We start from the raw sequence: 19067 nt of genomic DNA on the forward strand, positions 1-19067 counted from the left end.
ATAACAAAACCCGCTCGAAAAAGCGGGTTCTTTTCTCTAGTCATTCAGTGTTTGAATAAACTGTTCTATAACCTTATTGAATTTCTCACTTTCTTCAAGAAACGGGCAATGGCAGCTTTGCTCAAAGATTTCCAGCCGGGAATCAGAAATGTTTTCCCGCAGATGTTCACCTGCTGCTACAGGTATGAGCTTTTCTTCTCTTCCGAAACAGAGTAAGGTCGGTTTTTTAATTTTGCTTAAAAAACCTCGGTAATCCACAATCGATTGGTCGAACAATACCGCACTCGCAATCGACTCCGGCATTTTAGTAACTTCGGCCATCATCCAGGAAAAATCGTCCTCAGACAGCTCCTCTTTAAACATAAGAGGGACAAAGCCTTCGAGTACTGCCCTCCGATTACTTTGAATGTCTCTCATAAATTGAGTCAGTGCCGGCAGATCAAAAGCACCGATCGGAAAATCCGGCCATTTAAAGTCGGAAGCAAGTTCATCTACAATCACTGTCCCTTTTACGTGGTCTTCCCCAAATTGCTGCAGATAGTCCCAAATCACAAAAGCTCCCATGGACCAGCCGGCCAAAACGACATTCTTTAAATCCAGCTTCTGAATAAACGCATGGACATCGCGCGCATATTGAGCAATTGTGTGTCCGTGATGAACCATGGAGGATTGTCCGTGTCCTCTCAAGTCCAGTGTGATCGTTCGGTAGCTTTTAGAAGGAGCCGAAAGCTGTTTATGAAAAAATTTACTGCTCATCCAGACTCCATGGATAAATATAACAGGTGTTCCTGTTCCCCGTTCTTCATAAAAAAGCTCTACATGGTCTTCAACCTGTGCAAAAGGCATGTGTTATCGCTCCCTTCCTTAAATGGGCCTTATCGGCTATATATGCAGCTTCGATTCAGACTTGAACCTATTACTTTACTTTTCTAACATTCGGCCGGTAATTCATGAAGTTATCAAAAGCAAACCCTCTCACCTGTTCTTCGGAATAGTGCTTGAGCAGTTCATTGATTAAATTCTGGCTTTTAGCCGCATTCTCCAAATCCGTTATAAAGTTGGCGATGCCGTCGAAATCAGAACCTAAGCCGATCTGTTTCACTCCACCCAGTCCACAAAAATGATCAATGTGCTTTATTAAGTCAGGAATAGATGCTTTGACCTGATCTTGATTGATAAAGGGGGGATTATATACCACATGAATCGTACCGCCCTTTTCAAACATCGCACTCGCCTGTTCATCGGTTAAATTTCGCGGATGTTCACAAAGTTCTTTGGAATTGGAATGGCTGGCAAACGGATAATCAGCGATCTCGAGTACATCCCAGAAGGCCATTTCACTTAAATGGGAAACATCTGTTAGAATCTGATGCTTATTATGGAAGTCAACAACCTCTTTTCCAAACACGGTCAATCCCCCGCCCCGCGGTTCTCCTGCCCCGTCGGCAGCCAGGTTCGCCGTGTTCCATGTTAACCCGACAGAAAGAACGCCTAATTGATGGAGGATGTGCAATTTGGAGAGATCATTTCCAATGGCATCTACCCCTTCCAGTGTCAGCATCGCACCAATATCGCCATCCTGAATCCTGTCAAAATCTTCCCAGCAGCGTAAATGCTTCATCTCTGGATTTTTGCTAAGCACTTCTTTATAAAATAGATCCACCTGGCCAAGCGCAGCCTGAAACTTCTGATCTGACGGAATCTCAGGTTCAATGAAAATAGCAAAACACTGCACTTTTACCTGCCCCTTTTTCAGCCGCTCCTTATTCGTCTCGAGCTCAGGGGCAGATGCAAAGCTTAGCTTCCCTTTTTCTTCATACAGTTTTAATAATGCGTCACAATGAAAATCAATGATATCCATGTTTAACTCCTTCTTGTTTACTCACGTATGTATTTACTTCTTGAAAGACCGCTCTCCTCCTGCTTTTCCTCTATTTTTATTGGATGACTTAGGTCAATATCCCCAGCCATTTCACATAAAATAAAGAATCCTGCTAATTTTTTTCATTGTAAGAGGAGTTTTGACACAATATGTCGAAATTGTCTAATAACTGACTAGTTCTTTTGATTCATAGTTTTGATACAGAATATAAAAGAAAGGAAAATGCGTATGAAATCTACTAAGGCGCAGGCGGCCCGCTGGCTGTCCCGCCTCATCCATAAAGAAAAAATCGATATGAAAGATGAAAAAATCCGTGACGAAACCTTCTTGTTTACAGTTGAAGGGTTTTGTGAACAAAAACCGGTCTTTTTTATTTGCCGAGATGAAGACGGCTTGCAGTTCGGCTACCACTCTTTTAAGGAGATAGATCCTTCCCGGCCTGCTCCCTCTAAGGTAAAACGGCATCTGATTGAATGGGAGATGCTGGAGTCAGGAAGCAGAGAAGAACGGCAAGAGAAAATATTAAATACATTGGTTTCAACCATCCGTTCACGAAAAAAGCAGTATCGGACGTGCCAATACTGCAGCATTAAATTCCCCCCGGAACAGCGCTTCAACCAAAAAACCTGCCAAAACTGTGCACCATCCCGTTCTCACGCCGTTCACTAACCTTTGCTTTTCGGTTCGGCACCGAGCTGCCTGGCCAGATAAACAATGGACTCATTGATCCGCCAAATATAATGAACGTTGTGTAACAGGCGGAGATGGTTAAGCATTTCATGTTCGCTTGATTCAGACTCTTCCGGCAGGCGTTCCAATTGTCTACGTTCCTCTTCCAAATTGACAATTTGTGCCTGCCCTTCTCCTCTGATCACCGCACTCAGTGCTTCAATATTGTCCGTCAGTGAGAGCTGAACATGGTTTATCAGCTCTTCAAACTTTTCGTCCGTGTTCAGCTGGCTTTTTCGTGTTGAAGAAGCAACCAGATGCTTGGCGTAAAAGTTGATGGCCGTCAGAACGGTGAGCTGCTGCTGAATGCCGGATCGGCCAAACCAGCCTCTGTATAACGGGCTTGCGTCGTCTATCAGTGTCTGCAGCAGCTGATCGAGCTCCAGCGCATGATCCGCAAGGTTGAAAGCAGAGTGCTTCTCTCTGAAACGGTCAATATAATTGTCCACGTACTCCTTAAGTGAATTCAGGTACTCTACAGTAGAGGTTGTGACTTTATCCCGTGTTCTCTGCGGATAGACGAGAGCAGATACCGCAAACCCCAATCCAACCCCTGCAACGGTATCAATGACACGCGCTGCCATTAATTGTTCATTGATGCCGCCAAGGAGGATATCATACATCAATGCAAGCAGCATCGTGATCCAGAACATCATCAGTGTATAAGAGATCGGCAGTAAGTAAAAAGCCAGGAAAACACAAATGAAGAGCAAGATAATATCCTGAATACCGGTTAAATACAGGGCGATAATGAAGCCGGCTATTGCACCTAAAAAGGTCCCCACGCTCCGCTGTACAGCTTTGACGAGCGTACGGCCGACTGTTTCTGTTCCGAGAAGGACAACAAAACAGGACAGTAAAATCCAATATTGATGGGCAGGGGAATATATGTGGCCGAGCACAATCGATAAGCCTCCTGCGATCAATGCCTGGATGGCTTTTTTGGTCGTAGGACGCATCCCTTCCTCTTCTTCATTCTTTGCATCTTCTTCAGTGTCTTCTTTTTCAAGCGGATCCGAAGTTCCGCCATCACTGCTTGTTCTCTGCAGGGACTGTTGAAGCCCGAACGCCCCATCAATAATATGATTGGCAATCGACTCTATCCTCCGGATCAGGTAAAGCCATTCTTCATTTCTTTTATCCAGCTTCAAAGTACGAAGCAGCTGCCTGAGCGATTGTAAACTGGCTGCTGCGTTCTCCAAGTAATGCACCTGTTCCCTGTTGAGCACTTCGGCCTCACGAATCGATTGAATAACAAGCAGCAGCGAGGAACGTATTGAATGGTTTTCGAGCGCCCGGTGTTCTTTTAGACGTCGTATGGAGGGTGACAAGGTTTCCATCAGCATCGCTGTATCAAAAATGTACAGGCGAAGCTGGCTGGTGCTGAGACCGGGCCATATACCTCCTGGATCTGTAGAACCAAGCTCATTTGAGACTACACGTGCATAATCTCCGAGCTTTTTGACATTCCGGTCGAGATTTGCCAGCCTCTGCTTATCTAATTTAATATCCCTTACGATATCAATGACAATATTCAGCGTAAGATTTGCCTGTATATGAAAAGAACCCATGGAGCGTTTTAATACTTCTTCAGGCTTGTCCTTAATGAGGATAAAATTATAAAAGTAAGCAAATAAAATACCTGTTGCTATGGAAGCAAACAGCCAGGGAACCTGAGCGAAAGTAACTTTAAGGAGCATAACAAAATAAAAGGACATGAATGCAATCATGCAGATAGAAAAGTAGCGGCTTCCAAAACGTTGAAGATAAAGCGCTAAAAATACAACAAGAAGTAAAAACAGATCCGCTGCAATCCCCCATTTGGATAGCCATGATCCGGTGGCGAGAGAACATGCACTCGAGGCGGCAAGCAGAACGGTCGTCAGTTTCTGTTCTTTTTCTGTATCATCGTTTACTACAAGAATCCCCATCATCCCTACCACACCAGCAAAAATAGCTGCTGTGATCTGGCCTCCGGCACTCAGTACGATAATCAGCATGACTACTACTGAACTAATGACACTCAGCGTCACTTTACTCGCTGTCCTCAACCGTTTCCTGCCTGGATCTGACGCAAGCAGCCGATACATCCAGTACCTCATTTGATCCCCCCTTCTGCTGAATTAGCTTTTCTGTGCATTATATCGTTTTACGTGAGCTTCACACAATGAATGTAACTTGTAAAATGACTCTTTATTTTATATCCATAATTTGCTGTCCCATAAACCGTACATGTAAAAAAACCGGCTCCAAAAGGAACCGATTTTTTTGCATCTTTTATTAATGTCCGCCAAGATAGGCCATTTTCACCTGCTCGCTTGAAGTGAGCTCCGCTGCATCACCTGACAGCACGATTCGCCCTGTCTCTACGACATAGGCACGGTTAGCGATGGAAAGCGCCAGATTCGCATTTTGCTCCACGAGTAAAATAGTCGTTCCCGCTTTGTTGATCTCTTCGATTATTCGAAAAATCGTCTTAACCAACAGCGGCGCCAGTCCCATGGAAGGCTCATCAAGCAGCAGCAATCTCGGCCTGGCCATCAATGCCCGCCCCATGGCAAGCATCTGCTGCTCCCCTCCGGACAGTGTTCCGGCCTGCTGTTTCAGCCGCTCAAGCAGTCTTGGAAAAAGCTCATACACCTTTTCCAGGTCCTGCTTAATCCCGTCTTTATCTTTCCTTAAGAACGCGCCGAGCTGAAGATTTTCCTCTACGGTCATATTCGCAAACACACGGCGGCCTTCAGGAACATGAGAGATTCCCTGTTTTACAATCATTTGTGCGGCTTTTCCATTGATCGATTTGCCCTCATAAAGGATTTTCCCCTGCTTCGGTTTCAACAGTCCGGAAACGGTTTTAAGCAGAGTACTTTTGCCGGCTCCGTTCGCACCGATCAGCGTAACGATCTCGCCTTGATTGATTTCAAGCGATATGCCCTCAAGCGCCTGAATGTTGCCGTAATAAACGTTAATATCCTCTACCTTCAGCATTATGAAACCTCCTCGCCCAGATACGCTTCGATGACTTTTGGGTTGTTCTTAATTTCTGATGGTGTCCCTTCAGCAATGAGCTGGCCATGGTCAAGAACGTAAATCCGTTCACAGACACCCATGACGAGCGGCATATCATGTTCAATGAGAAGAACGGTCAGATTGAATTGCTTCCGGATGAAGGCGATCAGATTCATTAATTCTTTTGTCTCATGAGGATTCATCCCGGCTGCCGGTTCGTCGAGCAGCAAGAGCTTCGGGTTGGCGGCCAGGGCACGCGCGATCTCGAGACGGCGCTGCTGGCCATATGGAAGGTTCTTCGCCTTTTCATCTTTAAATCTGTCCAAATTAAAAATCTTCAAGAACTCTGTCGCTTTCACGTCCATTTCCTTTTCTCCGGAAAAATGTCCCGGAAGCCTGAAAATCGAGCTTAAAAGAGTATGCTTAGCCTGTGAATGGTAAGCCACTTTTACATTATCAATAACGGACAGTTCCCCAAACAGCCGTATATTCTGGAACGTCCGGCTGATTCCATTTCTCGTAATCTTGTAAGGAGGAAGGTTGTTCAGCCTTTTCCCGTTCAGCGAGATTTCCCCTTCCGTAGGAACATAAACCCCGGTCAGCATATTAAAGAAGGTCGTTTTCCCAGCACCGTTAGGTCCGATCAGTCCTGCCATCTCGCCAGGAAACAATTCAATGTTCACATCCGAAACCGCTCTCAGCCCCCCAAAGCGAATACCGATGTTGTCTACTTTAAGCAACGGTTTGCTTGTTTCCATCCTTCGCTCCTCCCTTCGTCTTCTTTCCTTTGCTGAAGATTGACGTAATCTCTTTCGTCCCCATCAATCCTTGAGGGCGGTACAGCATGACGACAATGAGGACGATACTATAGATGATCATCCTCGTTTCAGGATAATCCTGCAGGAACGTGGAAACCACAGTTAGAAGGATCGCTGCAATAACAGAACCCGATAAGGAGCCAAGCCCTCCGAGTACAACGAAAATCAAAATATCAAATGATTTCAGGAATCCAAAGTTCGAAGGCTGGATAATGTAGAAGTTATGAGCATACAACCCACCCGCAATTCCAGCAAAGAAGGCGCCGATGACAAAGGCAGTAACCTTATAATAGGTCGTATTGATTCCCATCGCGTCAGCCGCGGTTTCATCTTCCCGAATGGAAATACATGCCCGGCCATGTGTGGAATTTGTAAAGTTTACAATAACAAGGATAGCAATGAGCATACAGCCGAAGACCCACGGCCATGTCGTCAAGTGGTTGACCTGCATGCCGCTCGCTCCGCCTACATAATCCAGGTTCAGAAACACAATACGGACGATCTCACCAAATCCAAGAGTTGCGATGGCAAGATAATCGCCTTTTAGCCGAAGACTTGGAAACCCGATAATAAAGCCCGCCAATGCGGCAACCAATCCTCCAACGAGAAGAGCTGCTGCAAAAGGAAGCTCCAGTTTCATAGTGATAATCCCAGACGCATACGCGCCTACGGCAAGGAAACCTGCATGTCCAATAGAAAACTGCCCTGTAATGCCAATGATCAAGTGAAGCGAGACGGCCAATATGATATTAATAGCAATAAAGATCAGTGTATTTACATAAAAGAGGTTCAGCATTTGGCCCGTGATCATGAACTGGATAACACCAAAGATAACGAGAGACAAAACGATGGATGTCCAAAAGAGCTTAGCTTGTTTAAAAATCGCCATATTCGTTCCCCCTTATACCTTTTCTCTTTTATATTTGCCGAACAATCCTGAAGGAAGAAAGATGAGAATCAAGATAAGGACAACAAACGCTGCCCCATCACGCCACAAAGAGTAACCAAACGCACTGACGAGCGATTCGATGACACCCAGCAGCAATCCTCCCACCATCGCCCCGGGAAGAATTCCGATTCCCCCAAGAACAGCGGCAACAAAGGCTTTTAGTCCAGGAATGACACCCATTAAAGGTTCAATCTTAATATAGTAAACTCCGAAAATAACACCCGCTGCCCCTGCAAGCGCAGAGCCGATCGCGAAAGTAGCAGAAATTGTGCGGTCAACGTTAATCCCCATCAGCTGTGCTGCTTCAGCATCAAAGGATACAGCACGCATTGCTTTACCGATTTTCGTTTTATGTACGATGAACTGTAAAATGATCATGAGCGCTACCGAAACACCGAGGATCAGCAGCGACTGGCTGTTAATTTTCGCGCCAAAAATGTGGATAGCATGTTCCGGCAATACATCGCCAGGGTACGCTTCAGGCTGTGCACCCCTTACATAGATAAAGCCGTACTCAATTAAAAGAGAGACACCGATCGCTGTAATCAATGCCGCGATCCGAGTAGCGTTCCTTAGCGGTTTATACGCGATGCGTTCGATCAGCACCCCGAAAATCGCACAGACTGCCATGGCAAGAATCAATGATAAGAAAAACGGGATGTGCAAAACTGTAATGGAATAGAAGCCAACAAAGGCGCCTACCATAAAAACATCGCCATGCGCGAAGTTGATCAATTTAACAATTCCATATACCATCGTGTAGCCAAGAGCAATGAGGGCATAGATACTGCCGAGTGATATACCATTGACCAGCTGTTGTATGAGTTCCATCTCCGACACTCCTTAATATGTCCATTTCCTGAAAACACAGAATAGGGGGACGGAGCCCCCTATTCGTTAAACTGCTCTTATGGATTGATTTTTGTATTAAACTCTTGTTTGCCGTCTTTGTACTCAAGAATAGATGCTGATTTGATCGGGTCATGTTTCTTATCCAATGTCAATTTACCGGAAACAAGGGAAAGATCTTTTGTCTTCGCTAATGCTTTTGCAATTTTTTCAGGGCTGGCATCGCCTGAACGCTTGATGGCATCAGCAAGGTAGTACGCTGTATCATAGCCAAGTGCACTGAAGGCATCTGGAGATTTCCCTTTATATTTCTTTTTGAATGCATTTACAAAGTCTTGAATCTTCTTATCAGGGTCTCCGGAAGAATAGTGGTTCGTGATGTAAGTGTTATTGAGCGCTTCCGGTCCAGCGATCTCTACAAGTTTAGGAGAATCCCAGCCGTCTCCGCCCATGAACGGTGCTGTAATGCCGATCTCACGCGCCTGCTTGATGATCAAGCCGACTTCCTCATAATAGCCAGGAAGGAAAATGAAGTCCGGTTTTGCTGCTTTTAAGCGGGTAAGTGTAGCACGGAAGTCGGTATCTTTAGCGACATAGGCTTCCTCGGCCACGATGCTGCCGCCATTTTTCTTATAAGCAGATTTAAACGCTGAAGCCAGCCCTTTGGAATAATCGCTCGCACTGTCGATGAACACAGCCGCTTTACTCGTTTTCAATTTATCTGTCGCAAAGTTCGCAGCCACTGTTCCCTGGAACGGATCGATGAAACATGTACGGAACACATAATCATTTACTTTGCCGTCTTTATTTGTGATATCAGGGTTTGTTCCTGTCGGTGTGACGAGCGGAACTTTGTTGCTTTGAGCGATCTGTACCTGAGCCAGTGTATTCGTACTCGTTGCAGCACCGATTACTGCCGCTACTTTATCCTGGCTTACGAGCTTCACTGCTCCGTTCGTCGCTTCTGCCGCTTCCGATTTATTGTCTACTTTCACAAGCTTGATTTTCTTGCCTTTAATCCCCTTTTTATTGATTTCGTCCAATCCAAGCTGAAGGCCTTCTGCGATAGATTGACCGTAGGAAGCTACGCCTCCCGAGAGCTCAAGGTTGGCTCCGACTTTAATTGTTTCTTTTCCTCCTGATCCGCCTGTCGATGCTGCACCGCAGCCCGCCATGACTCCTGCTGATAATGACAAGGAAAGAAAGATCCCAGCAAGTTTTCTCTTCTTCATTTTCTCATCCCCCTATTTTTTGTGAAAATGAAAACTATCTACAATATTTAAATATTGTAAATAAAATCAATATTCTGAAAGTATTTTACATGAGATTTCTCAACTCGTCTACCGTATTTTTTCTAGCGCAAAATTCCTGCTTGTTTTCTATAATTTTATAAAAAAAGACAAAAAACGAAAAAAGACAGGGGATTGATGCGTGATTTACAGGTTTTTTTGTTTATAATAGCTAAGGTAGCTAAAGGTAATTTTGTTTCCTTGCTGTGAATGATATAATGGTGAGATAGAATGCTAACAGAAAGGCTGATACGGGATGGAAGAAAATTCGAATTTTATTAGAAGCATCATTAAAGAGGATTTGGAATCCGGCAAACGGGACACCGTCATCACTCGTTTCCCGCCAGAACCGAACGGTTACCTGCACATCGGGCACGCCAAATCCATTGTTATAAATTTTGGGCTCGCCGACGAGTTTAACGGGCAGACCAACCTTCGCTTCGACGATACCAATCCACTAAAAGAAGACCGTGAGTATGTCGATTCGATCAAAAACGATGTCGCATGGCTGGGCTATGAATGGGAAAACCTTCGCTTCGCCTCCGACTATTTTGAGGAAATGTACAGCCGCGCTGTCCTGCTTATCAAAAAAGGAAAAGCATACGTCGATGATTTGTCACCGGATGAGATCCGCGAATACCGCGGAACGTTAACTGAACCCGGAAAAGACAGCCCGTACCGTGACCGTTCTGTTGAAGAAAACCTTGACCTCCTTGACCGCATGCGCAAAGGCGAATTCCAGAATGGTGAAAAAGTGCTCCGCGCCAAAATCGACATGGCGTCCGGGAACATTAACATGCGTGATCCGGTGATCTACCGTGTATCCCACGCGACCCACCATAATACAGGAGACGCTTGGTGCATCTACCCAATGTACGCGTTCGCTCATCCGCTTGAGGATGCCATTGAGGGTGTAACACACTCTCTTTGTACGACTGAGTTTGAAGAACAGCGTCCTCTTTATAACTGGGTGGTAGAAGAGTGCGAGATGGAAAGCCAACCTCAGCAAATCGAGTTCGGCCGTCTGAATATCGAAAATACAGTCATGAGCAAACGTAAATTAAAACAGCTTGTTGACGAAGGCTATGTTGACGGCTGGGATGATCCGCGCATGCCGACCATTTCAGGACTTCGCCGCAAAGGATATACCCCTGAAGCGATCCGCGAATTCGTACAGGCGACCGGTGTTTCCAAAGGGTCCGGTGCTGTAGACGAAGCGATGCTTGAGCACTTTGTGCGTGAAGACCTAAAGATGAAGGCTCCTCGTACGATGGGTATCCTGAATCCGTTAAAAGTCGTCATTACGAACTATCCTGAAGGACAAGTTGAAATGCTGGATGCGGAAATCAACCCTGAGAACCCTGAAATGGGCACACGCCAAATTCCTTTTTCACGTGAGATCTATGTGGAACAGGATGACTTCATGGAGAACCCTCCAAAGAAATACTTCCGCCTCTTCCCTGGCAACGAAGTCCGCTTAAAGCATGCGTACTTCATTAAATGTGAGGATGTCATCAAAGACGAGGATGGAAATGTCATCGAGCTTCACTGTACGTATGATGTGGAAACGAAGAGCGGCAGCGGTTTTACAGGCCGTAAAGTAAAAGGGACCCTTCACTGGGTGGATGCGTCACAGGCCATTCCAGCTGAGTTCCGATTATACGAGCCGTTGATCCGCGATGAAGATCTGAAGGCTGCTGATGAGAGTGAAGACAAAACGTTTATCGATTTTGTCAACGAAGACTCATTGATCATCCAAGAAGGGTTCATCGAGCCAAACATGAAGGACGCGAAGCCGCAGGACAAGTTCCAGTTCTTCCGTCACGGCTATTTTAACGTCGATCCAAAGCATACGGTCGAGGACAAGATCGTGTTCAACCGCATCGTATCATTGAAAAGTTCATTTAAGCTCTAAGTTTAAAGTAAAAACCGGTTCTTTAGGGGCAACTGCCTCTCAGGCCGGTTTTTTTGTGTTTGAATGAATGTTGATGGGAGCGTTGCTAGTTTCCATAATGCCGTTTTGGCGGGTATTTCTGCTGTTTCAGCGGGTATTTTCAAATTTTGGCAGGTAAATTTCTGCTTCCGCGGGTAAGTCACTCATATCGGCGGGTAAACCGCATCATCGCCCAGGCAGGCCATCCAAACAATATCCATTTGAAGGAAACAGACGCTTTGGCGTATAGTAGAAACAAAGAAACAAGGAGGAATGCCGCCTGAAAGCCATAAAAGTTTCGCTGCAGATTAAAATACTCGGGCTCGTCCTGCTATTGGGTGCATTGCTGATCTTGTTGCTGACAGGGTATTTCAGTTATAAAGAGAGTAAACAAATTGAAGAAAATAAAGGGCGGCTGGCCCTCGAGTTATCAAAATCCATATCCTTCATGCCTACGGTTATTGATGCTTTCAAATTGAGCGATCCATCCAAAACGATACAGCCTCTCGTTGAAAAGATACGTAAACATACTGGTGCTGAATTCATTGTGGTCGGCAACACATCCGGCATCCGCTATTCACATCCCATCCCTTCAGAAATCGGAAGAAAAATGACTGGGGGCGATAATGACAGAGCTCTTAAAGGGGAGTATTACGTTTCACAGGCAAAAGGTTCTCTCGGTCCCTCTCTCAGAGGAAAATCCCCGATCTATAACCAGCAAGGAAAGATCATCGGCCTCGTTTCCGTAGGATTTTTGTTGGAAGACATTCATGAACAGATCATGAACAACTTCTTAAAAGTCCTTTTTGTTTCTCTCATCGCACTGCTGGTTTCTGTGATTGGGAGCTATATCCTTTCTAGAGATATCCGGCGAGATACAATGGGGCTTGAACCGTATGAGATCGCCGCACTGTATAAAGAAAAGAACGCTGTGTATCATTCCGTTAAAGAGGGCATCTTGGCCATTGATAAAGAAGGACGGATAACGAATATGAATCAATCGGCCAAGAAGCTGCTCGATATTGAAGGATCTGTCCGGCATATGAAAGTGGACGGCCTTTTTCCTTCCGCTTATCTTTATGAGGTGTTAAAGCACGGTAATCCCCAAAGTGATAAAGAGATGTTTTGGAAAGATAAAACAGTGATCGTTAACTGTACCCCTCTCTTTCATCAAAACAAGATCAGCGGCGTGGTTGCTTCCTTCCGGGACAAAACAGAGGTGGAGCAGATGATCAATACCCTTTCTGAAGTCAAACAGTATTCTGAAGACCTTCGTTCGCAAACCCATGAGTTTACTAATAAATTATACGTTCTGTATGGTCTCTTGCAGCTTGGTGAATATGAGCAGGCCATCAGTATGATCAAAAGCGAAACACAGGTCCTGCAATTTCAAAATTCCGTCGTCTTTAACCAAATTAAAGATACAAAAGTACAAGCGATTCTATTAGGCAAGCTGGGAAAAGCTTCTGAGAAAAAAATACAGTTTGAGATCGCTTCTGATAGTTTTCTGGAAGAACTGCCGGCACACTTCAAGCTCTCCAGCTTAATTGTTATTCTTGGAAATTTAATTGATAACGCTTTCGAAGCGGTTTATCATGTGAAGAGCCCGAAAGTCACGCTTTTTGTTACCGATATCGGCAGTGAAATTATTTTTGAAATTGAGGATAATGGCAAAGGAATAAACGTTAAAGAAATCCCGCTTCTCTTCAATCGGGGCTACACTTCTAAAGACGGAGATGAACCAAGAGGATATGGCTTATCAAATGCGGACGAAGCTGTACGGGATATGAATGGAATAATTGAAGTGCAAAGTAATCCAGGCACTGGTACTGTATTTACGGTGTATCTTCCTAAGAATGATAAGGGAGCTGATTCATATGATCAAAGCAGCCATAGCCGAAGATGATTTTCGAATAGCCGATATACATGAAAAGTTTTTGAAGAAATTCAATGAGATTGAGGTGGTCGGAAAGGCATTGACCGGAGAACAGACGCTGCAATTGCTGAAAACAACGGAACCCGACCTGCTTCTTCTTGATGTGTATCTGCCTGATATGCTGGGCTCTGAGCTCCTCCCTCTCATCCGTGAGCACTTTCCTAAACTGAGTATTATCATGATTACAGCCGCGACGGACAAGGAGTTCCTTGAGAAAGCCCTGGGATATGGCGCGGAGAATTATTTAATCAAACCCGTGAGCCGGGAACGATTTGATGAGATCATCCAGTCATTTATTAAAAAGCATGCTCTCCTTTCTTCCAGCGAACAAGTGAATCAAAACCTGATTGATTTGATTTTTGATAAGAGGAAACTTGAGCCATACAAAAAAGGAACCACCTTCCCAAAAGGAATCGATGAGATCACACTGGGCAAAGTGAAGGCCGTCCTTCAGGCAAAAAGGGACGGGCTTTCTGCAGAGGAAGTCGGAAACGAGATTGGAGCTTCAAGAATTACTGCCCGACGGTATCTCGAGTACCTCTCCTCCATAAACGAATCCAAAGCCGAAGTTGTCTACGGTATTGTCGGCCGCCCCGAAAAGAAATATTATCCCCTGTAGGAGGATGGCGAAATCGCCGTCCTCTTTTAGTTTTCTCATGAACTTTATGTACAAAATTAATTTAAAGTACTTTAATAACTTTATTTTGAAAACGTTTTCATTTCAGAATATTTCGTTTACACTCAACTTACTTACAAAAGGGGTGAAGACGATGCTCGCATTATTAGGTTTTTTAATGATACTTACATTCATGGTTTTAATTATGACTAAACGCCTGACCGCCATGATCGCCTTGATGGTTGTCCCTGTAGTTTTCGCCTTGATTGGCGGATTCGGCAAAGATATCGGACCGATGGCGCTAGAGGGCATAAAAAGTGTAGCGCCTACAGGAATCATGATCCTGTTCGCCATTCTCTTCTTCGGCATTATGATTGATGCCGGTGTGTTTGATCCCATTATCTCAAGCATTCTGAAAGTTGTAAAAGGAGATCCTGTAAAGATCGCCATCGGAACAGCAGTACTGGCTTTGTTAATTTCGTTAGATGGTGACGGCACGACGACCTACATGATCACCATCTCAGCAATGCTTCCATTGTACAAAAGAATTGGCATGAGGCCTCTTGTTTTGGCCGGTATTGCCGTATCTGCCTCCGGTGTGATGAACCTCCTTCCATGGGGCGGTCCTACTGCCAGAGCGATGACAGCGCTGCACCTCGGGATGTCTGATATCTTTACGCCTGTAATTCCATCCATGATCGGCGGCGTAGTGTTCGTCCTGTTCATGGCCTTTATTCTCGGAAAAAAGGAACGCAGCCGTGTAGGTGTTCTTGAGATTGATTATAAAACAATGGCGATGCAGGCCGCTGCTGTTGATGCTGATGCTGTCGGTTTAAAGCGTCCAAAGCTCATCGTAGTGAACTATCTGCTAACGATCCTGCTTCTTGTTGCATTGATCAAGGAACTTTTGCCAACAACTGTTTTATTTATGATTGGCTTTGCTATTGCCATTACGATGAATTATCCAAAACTGCGTGACCAGAAAGAAAGAATCGCCAACTATGCTGATAACGCCTTATCTGTCGTCACGATGGTTTTTGCCGCAGGTATTTTCACAGGAATTCTTTCAGGTACAAAAATGGTAGATGCTATGGCCAACACAATGATCACACATGTCCCTGATGCATTGGGTTCACACTTTGCGCTCATTACAGCCATCATCTCTGCACCGTTTACCTTTTTCATGTCCAATGATGCCTTTTATTACGGCGTCCTGCCTTTGCTTGCCAAAGCAGCTGCTGGATACGGCATTGATCCAGCCATGATCGGACGCGCTTCCCTTTTAGGATTGCCGGTCCATCTATTAAGTCCATTGGTCCCTTCTACTTATCTATTAGTCGGCATGGTGGGCGAAGACTTCGGAGACTTGCAGCGAGGCTTCCTGAAATGGGCCTGTGGTGCAACCGCGGTAATGATTCTCGTAGCTCTCGTCTTAACGATCATTCCGTTTTGAGTTTAAAAAGAAAGGAAGGCAGCGTGCCTTTCCTTTCTTTTTTTTGCTTATGATAGTGTGCTAGTTTCCATAATATCGTTTTGGCGGGTATTTCTTCTGTTTCGGAGGGTATTTTTGGATTTTGGCAGGTAAATCCTCTGTTTTGGCGGGTAAATGTTTCATTTCGGAGGGTAAATCTATTTACAGGGCCATACCCATAGAAAAAACAGCCAAAACGGCTGTTTTTTCCTATACCCGATAGTAATCCCCGCGCCATTCATTGATCGCCTGCTTAATTTCTTTAGAACGCAAACTTTCTTCAGCTGCTCTTTGGCTCAACGCCGGCAGTTCTTGATCACTGGCAAAGCGCAAAGCGACAATCTGTCCGGTTGTCAGCCTGGAATCCATGAGCTTGCCGGTCAGTACAAAGTGCCGCAGATTCTCTTCGGCACGGATGGCCCGGTCTTGCGCCTTCAGCGGGTAGCTTCTCACAAGGGCAAATAAAATAACCAGTGACCCTGCCGCTAAAAGCACCACAAAGGCAAGAAGTACATTCTCTCCATTACTCAGCGAACGTACAAAGTAAACCAGTGCTGTTACGAGTGTTCCCAGCACGAAAAGGGACAGGACATAATGAAACAACGGATGCATCCGTGTATGGTTTTGATAGTTTTGATTTTCCATGTTATTTTCCTCCTAATTTTCGAACTTCTTATTCCCACTTAAACGTGAGGCTCGCTACGATAAAGGCACCAATCAGCCAGCAGCCGAGAATCAGGGCCTCTGTTCCCAGGCTCATAAACGAAGCGCCAACATTCATCGTCTCCCTCATCGCAGTTGTTAAGTGAGCTATGGGAAGGATATGCACGATCGGCTGAAGAAATTCCGGCATATTTTTAATTGGAAAGAACACTCCGCCCAAAAACAGCATCGGAAAAGATAGGAAGCCTGCGATCGGTCCTGCACTTTCCGGTGTTTTGGCAATCCCTGCAATGATAAAGCCAATCGCCATGAACGCGAGTGTACCCAAGATGACAAAGCTCACGAGGGTCAGCCACGATCCCCGGATTTCCACATCAAAGACAAGACGGGCAACGCCAAGAACAATGAGTGCCTGCAAGCCGTTCAGCATCAGCCGGGCGGTAATCTGTGCCGCGATAAAGGTGTGGGCTTTCAATGTCGTTCCCTGCATCCTCCGCAGGATTCCGCGTTCGCGCCATGATGCGATCTGTCCTGCTACCCCGTTCATGTTGTTGCTCATGATCATCATCGCCACGATCCCCGGGACAAGAAAGTCGATATAGCGGAGATTCAGCGTCTCTACCCCTTTTGGGTTGATGACCACCGATGGCTTATAATCCGCCTTTTGTTTACTGATGGCATCGACCGCATTATTCACGAGCTGCTGTCCAACCTGCGAGACAGCCATGTTCGTTTCATTATAAAAAACAGGAAGCCTGAACGGCTTTTCACCCTGAGCCGCACTCTTCATCCTTGTTTCATAGCCTTTCGGGACCTGCAGTACAAGCTGGACGTCTCCTTTTTTCAGCTTGGAGAGCGCCTCTTTTTTACTCGATGATTTTTCGAGTGATACCGCTTCGTTTTTCTTCAAAAGACTTGCAAGTTGTTTAGATTGGGCAGATTGATCCTGGTCCACATATCCGATCGTGACCGACACGCCGTTTCCATTGCCGAGAAAAGAGCCGAGCATGACCATGAGGAAGATCGGAAACGCAAGCGTCCAGAACAAGACCTGGCGGTTGCGCAGGAAAATGCGTAATTGAGCTAACGTTAATTGCCAGTATGCTTTCATCCTTCTCTCAAGCTCCTTCCTGTCATATGGATGAACACATCCTCCAAAGTGGCGGTGCGTGTCTGCAGATCGGTCAGTTTCAGATCTTTTTCAGATGCGGTCTGAATCAGGCTGGTCAGCGTCTGCTGTAGATTATCGGTATAAAGCACTTGAACATCCTTATGGCTGCCTGTCTGCTTGACCCCTTCAATTTCTTTTAAATCCAGGACGGGTGCATCTTCTGTTAAACGGAACTCAACGGCGCTGTCCGACTGAAGATTTTTCACCAGATTCTCAGGTGTATCCAGTGCAATCAGCTGTCCCTGATCCATAATGGCAATCCGGTCACAGAGCACATGAGCTTCATCCATATAGTGCGTTGTCAGCATGACCGTCTTTCCTCTTTCCTTCAAATTCAGAATGATATCCCACAAGGTACGCCGAGCCTGCGGATCAAGTCCTGTTGTCGGTTCATCCAGGAAAATGATCCAGGGATCGTGCACGAGTGCCAGCGCAATCGCCAGCCTCTGCTTTTGGCCGCCTGATAAGCTTTTGATCCGGCTTTTACGCTTATCGGTTAAAATCATGTCTTCGATCAGATCTGGAATGGATATATGCTTGGGATAGAAGCTGGCATACATTTTCAAAATCTCTTCAACGGTCAGCAGTTCAAACAGCGTCGTAGATTGAAGCTGTACTCCAATCACTTCCTTGACGTGTTCCAGGTGCTTCTTAATATCAAATTCACCGATCCAGGCTGTTCCTTCATCCGCTTTTCTCAGGCCGACAAGCATTTCCAGCGTTGTCGTTTTTCCGGCTCCGTTCGGACCGAGCAGCCCGAATACTTCACCTTTATGTACTTCAAAGTCAACTCCCTTTACGGCGATAAAATCACCATAGCGTTTCACGAGATGCTCTACTTTAATAATGGGCTCCTGTGAACTCATTGCCATCCTCCATCCTATAAAAAACTTTCATTCATAAAAAAAAGAGCTAGATCCCTTCTATGAGATTCTAACTCATTTCTTTTGAAATTTATGTTTTTTTATGGCGTATAAAAAAATTCTGCCTCGATACGTGCCGTAATCTCATTCTCACCAGTTTGGATCGGCACGGAACTTCCCTGTGACAGCATCGCTCCCTGAAACGGAACAGGCCCTGGATGGATGCCCTTTGACAGCTCTGTTACTTTTGCCGGAACCCGATTGAGCGTGACACCAAGATCACGGGATATAGCCCTCGCTTTTTGCTGTGCACTGTTTACGGCAAGCGACAGAGCTCGGTTATAAAAAGCATCTGGAGAAGACACAGTGAACTGAATCGATGATACGGAATTTGCTCCCTGGCTGACCGCTGTATCAATCACGGCTCCCGTCCTGCCCACATCATCCACCGTTACCTGAAGCTGATGGTTTACCTGATAGCCTTTAAGATTCTGCTGTCCGTTCTCATAAACATATTGCGGTTCAATGCGATAGAGTGAGGTCTGGATGTCTTTGTTCTTGATCCCCATCGTTAACAATCCATGAATGACGTTTGCCATGATCTCATTGTTCTGCTTTTGCGCAGTGTTCACATCTTTATTTTCCGTGATTACGCCTAAGGAAAGCTTGGCTTGATCGGGTACGGCAAATACGGAACCCTCACCGGTTACCTTGATGATGTTCCTCATATGTTCAGCTGTAAATTCCGGCCGGTTGTAATACATATAAGCCCCTCCCCATTGTACCGTTACATCATAGTCTATGCGGTACAACGCAGGCTCATAACAAAGCCCCCTAAAGACAGCTCGACTTTAACCAGAGTGAAGGATCGCCCCTTTTGTTGACCAGA

17 protein-coding genes are annotated in these 19067 nt (G+C 45.5%); 5 read left to right on the forward strand and 12 right to left on the reverse strand.

Annotation, left to right across the window (positions count from 1 at the left end):
- Positions 1 to 36 precede the first annotated feature (36 nt).
- Together AR335_RS18735 and AR335_RS18740 are read right to left on the reverse strand one after the other, a co-directional pair.
- Positions 37 to 846, reverse strand: coding sequence for an alpha/beta fold hydrolase (locus AR335_RS18735; RefSeq protein WP_062238722.1), 810 nt, complete (start codon positions 844 to 846; stop codon positions 37 to 39).
- A 70-nt stretch (positions 847 to 916) separates the two neighbouring features.
- Positions 917 to 1861 carry a dipeptidase gene (locus tag AR335_RS18740; protein WP_062238724.1) on the reverse strand — a complete coding sequence of 315 codons (945 nt, stop codon included), beginning with the start codon at positions 1859 to 1861 and terminating at the stop codon, positions 917 to 919.
- 249 nt (positions 1862 to 2110) lie between these two features.
- Between AR335_RS18740 and AR335_RS18745 the strand changes: the two genes are divergently transcribed.
- Complete coding sequence (locus tag AR335_RS18745; RefSeq protein ID WP_053355770.1) at positions 2111 to 2551, forward strand: hypothetical protein; 441 nt, start codon at positions 2111 to 2113, stop codon at positions 2549 to 2551.
- Here the strand turns inward: AR335_RS18745 and AR335_RS18750 are convergent.
- The 6 genes from AR335_RS18750 to AR335_RS18775 form a co-directional block, all read right to left on the reverse strand.
- Positions 2548 to 4713 (reverse strand): FUSC family protein, encoded by a 2166-nt coding sequence (locus AR335_RS18750; protein WP_062238726.1) that lies wholly within the window; start codon positions 4711 to 4713, stop codon positions 2548 to 2550. The two genes, AR335_RS18745 and AR335_RS18750, sit on opposite strands and share 4 nt — an antisense overlap.
- Before the next feature lie 178 nt (positions 4714 to 4891).
- On the reverse strand, positions 4892 to 5599 hold the full coding sequence (locus AR335_RS18755) for an ABC transporter ATP-binding protein (protein ID WP_053355772.1): 708 nt from the start codon (positions 5597 to 5599) through the stop codon (positions 4892 to 4894).
- Positions 5599 to 6378: an ABC transporter ATP-binding protein gene (locus tag AR335_RS18760; RefSeq protein ID WP_062238728.1), complete on the reverse strand. Its 780-nt coding sequence runs from the start codon at positions 6376 to 6378 to the stop codon at positions 5599 to 5601. Before AR335_RS18760 ends, AR335_RS18755 begins: the two co-directional genes overlap by 1 nt.
- Positions 6353 to 7327 carry a branched-chain amino acid ABC transporter permease gene (locus AR335_RS18765; RefSeq protein WP_053355774.1) on the reverse strand — a complete coding sequence of 325 codons (975 nt, stop codon included), beginning with the start codon at positions 7325 to 7327 and terminating at the stop codon, positions 6353 to 6355. Before AR335_RS18765 ends, AR335_RS18760 begins: the two co-directional genes overlap by 26 nt.
- A 12-nt stretch (positions 7328 to 7339) precedes the next feature.
- The gene (locus tag AR335_RS18770; RefSeq protein ID WP_053355775.1) at positions 7340 to 8218 is read right to left on the reverse strand and encodes a branched-chain amino acid ABC transporter permease; all 879 of its coding nucleotides are present in this window, start codon (positions 8216 to 8218) and stop codon (positions 7340 to 7342) included.
- A 77-nt stretch (positions 8219 to 8295) separates the two neighbouring features.
- The gene (locus AR335_RS18775) at positions 8296 to 9468 is read right to left on the reverse strand and encodes an ABC transporter substrate-binding protein (RefSeq protein ID WP_062238730.1); all 1173 of its coding nucleotides are present in this window, start codon (positions 9466 to 9468) and stop codon (positions 8296 to 8298) included.
- Between the two features lie 313 nt (positions 9469 to 9781).
- Between AR335_RS18775 and AR335_RS18780 the strand changes: the two genes are divergently transcribed.
- The 4 genes from AR335_RS18780 to AR335_RS18795 all read left to right on the forward strand — a co-directional run bounded on the left by AR335_RS18780 (position 9782) and on the right by AR335_RS18795 (position 15463).
- Positions 9782 to 11440 carry a glutamine--tRNA ligase/YqeY domain fusion protein gene (locus tag AR335_RS18780; protein WP_062238732.1) on the forward strand — a complete coding sequence of 553 codons (1659 nt, stop codon included), beginning with the start codon at positions 9782 to 9784 and terminating at the stop codon, positions 11438 to 11440.
- A 298-nt stretch (positions 11441 to 11738) separates the two neighbouring features.
- Positions 11739 to 13364 (forward strand): ATP-binding protein, encoded by a 1626-nt coding sequence (locus AR335_RS18785; RefSeq protein ID WP_062238734.1) that lies wholly within the window; start codon positions 11739 to 11741, stop codon positions 13362 to 13364.
- Positions 13336 to 14013, forward strand: coding sequence for a response regulator (locus AR335_RS18790; protein WP_062238735.1), 678 nt, complete (start codon positions 13336 to 13338; stop codon positions 14011 to 14013). Before AR335_RS18785 ends, AR335_RS18790 begins: the two co-directional genes overlap by 29 nt.
- 151 nt (positions 14014 to 14164) lie before the next feature.
- A complete protein-coding gene (locus AR335_RS18795) occupies positions 14165 to 15463 on the forward strand; it encodes a CitMHS family transporter (protein ID WP_062239262.1) in 1299 nt (432 codons plus the stop codon).
- A gap of 228 nt (positions 15464 to 15691) precedes the next feature.
- On the opposite strand, the gene AR335_RS18805 is transcribed toward AR335_RS18795, so the two are convergent.
- From AR335_RS18805 to AR335_RS18820, 4 genes are all read right to left on the reverse strand, one after another.
- A complete protein-coding gene (locus AR335_RS18805; protein ID WP_062238739.1) occupies positions 15692 to 16126 on the reverse strand; it encodes a DUF6526 family protein in 435 nt (144 codons plus the stop codon).
- Positions 16127 to 16154: 28 nt separating this feature from the next.
- On the reverse strand, positions 16155 to 17255 hold the full coding sequence (locus AR335_RS18810) for an ABC transporter permease (protein WP_062238741.1): 1101 nt from the start codon (positions 17253 to 17255) through the stop codon (positions 16155 to 16157).
- Positions 17252 to 18181: an ABC transporter ATP-binding protein gene (locus AR335_RS18815; RefSeq protein ID WP_062238743.1), complete on the reverse strand. Its 930-nt coding sequence runs from the start codon at positions 18179 to 18181 to the stop codon at positions 17252 to 17254. Before AR335_RS18815 ends, AR335_RS18810 begins: the two co-directional genes overlap by 4 nt.
- Positions 18182 to 18279: 98 nt before the next feature.
- Positions 18280 to 18942, reverse strand: a complete 663-nt coding sequence (locus AR335_RS18820) for an SIMPL domain-containing protein (protein ID WP_062238744.1) — start codon at positions 18940 to 18942, stop codon at positions 18280 to 18282.
- Positions 18943 to 19067: the final 125 nt, after the last annotated feature.

Source organism: Fictibacillus sp. FJAT-27399, from assembly GCF_001510655.1.
Classification (GTDB): Bacteria; Bacillota; Bacilli; order Bacillales; family Fictibacillaceae; genus Fictibacillus_C; species Fictibacillus_C marinisediminis.

Coding starts and splice junctions, on each gene's coding strand:
- AR335_RS18735 (WP_062238722.1), bottom strand. CDS start 846: ATGCCTTTTGCACAGGTTGAAGACCATGTAGAGCTTTTTTATGAAGAA.
- AR335_RS18740 (WP_062238724.1), bottom strand. CDS start 1,861: ATGGATATCATTGATTTTCATTGTGACGCATTATTAAAACTGTATGAA.
- AR335_RS18745 (WP_053355770.1), top strand. CDS start 2,111: ATGAAATCTACTAAGGCGCAGGCGGCCCGCTGGCTGTCCCGCCTCATC.
- AR335_RS18750 (WP_062238726.1), bottom strand. CDS start 4,713: ATGAGGTACTGGATGTATCGGCTGCTTGCGTCAGATCCAGGCAGGAAA.
- AR335_RS18755 (WP_053355772.1), bottom strand. CDS start 5,599: ATGCTGAAGGTAGAGGATATTAACGTTTATTACGGCAACATTCAGGCG.
- AR335_RS18760 (WP_062238728.1), bottom strand. CDS start 6,378: ATGGAAACAAGCAAACCGTTGCTTAAAGTAGACAACATCGGTATTCGC.
- AR335_RS18765 (WP_053355774.1), bottom strand. CDS start 7,327: ATGGCGATTTTTAAACAAGCTAAGCTCTTTTGGACATCCATCGTTTTG.
- AR335_RS18770 (WP_053355775.1), bottom strand. CDS start 8,218: ATGGAACTCATACAACAGCTGGTCAATGGTATATCACTCGGCAGTATC.
- AR335_RS18775 (WP_062238730.1), bottom strand. CDS start 9,468: ATGAAGAAGAGAAAACTTGCTGGGATCTTTCTTTCCTTGTCATTATCA.
- AR335_RS18780 (WP_062238732.1), top strand. CDS start 9,782: ATGGAAGAAAATTCGAATTTTATTAGAAGCATCATTAAAGAGGATTTG.
- AR335_RS18790 (WP_062238735.1), top strand. CDS start 13,336: ATGATCAAAGCAGCCATAGCCGAAGATGATTTTCGAATAGCCGATATA.
- AR335_RS18795 (WP_062239262.1), top strand. CDS start 14,165: ATGCTCGCATTATTAGGTTTTTTAATGATACTTACATTCATGGTTTTA.
- AR335_RS18805 (WP_062238739.1), bottom strand. CDS start 16,126: ATGGAAAATCAAAACTATCAAAACCATACACGGATGCATCCGTTGTTT.
- AR335_RS18810 (WP_062238741.1), bottom strand. CDS start 17,255: ATGAAAGCATACTGGCAATTAACGTTAGCTCAATTACGCATTTTCCTG.
- AR335_RS18815 (WP_062238743.1), bottom strand. CDS start 18,181: ATGAGTTCACAGGAGCCCATTATTAAAGTAGAGCATCTCGTGAAACGC.
- AR335_RS18820 (WP_062238744.1), bottom strand. CDS start 18,942: ATGTATTACAACCGGCCGGAATTTACAGCTGAACATATGAGGAACATC.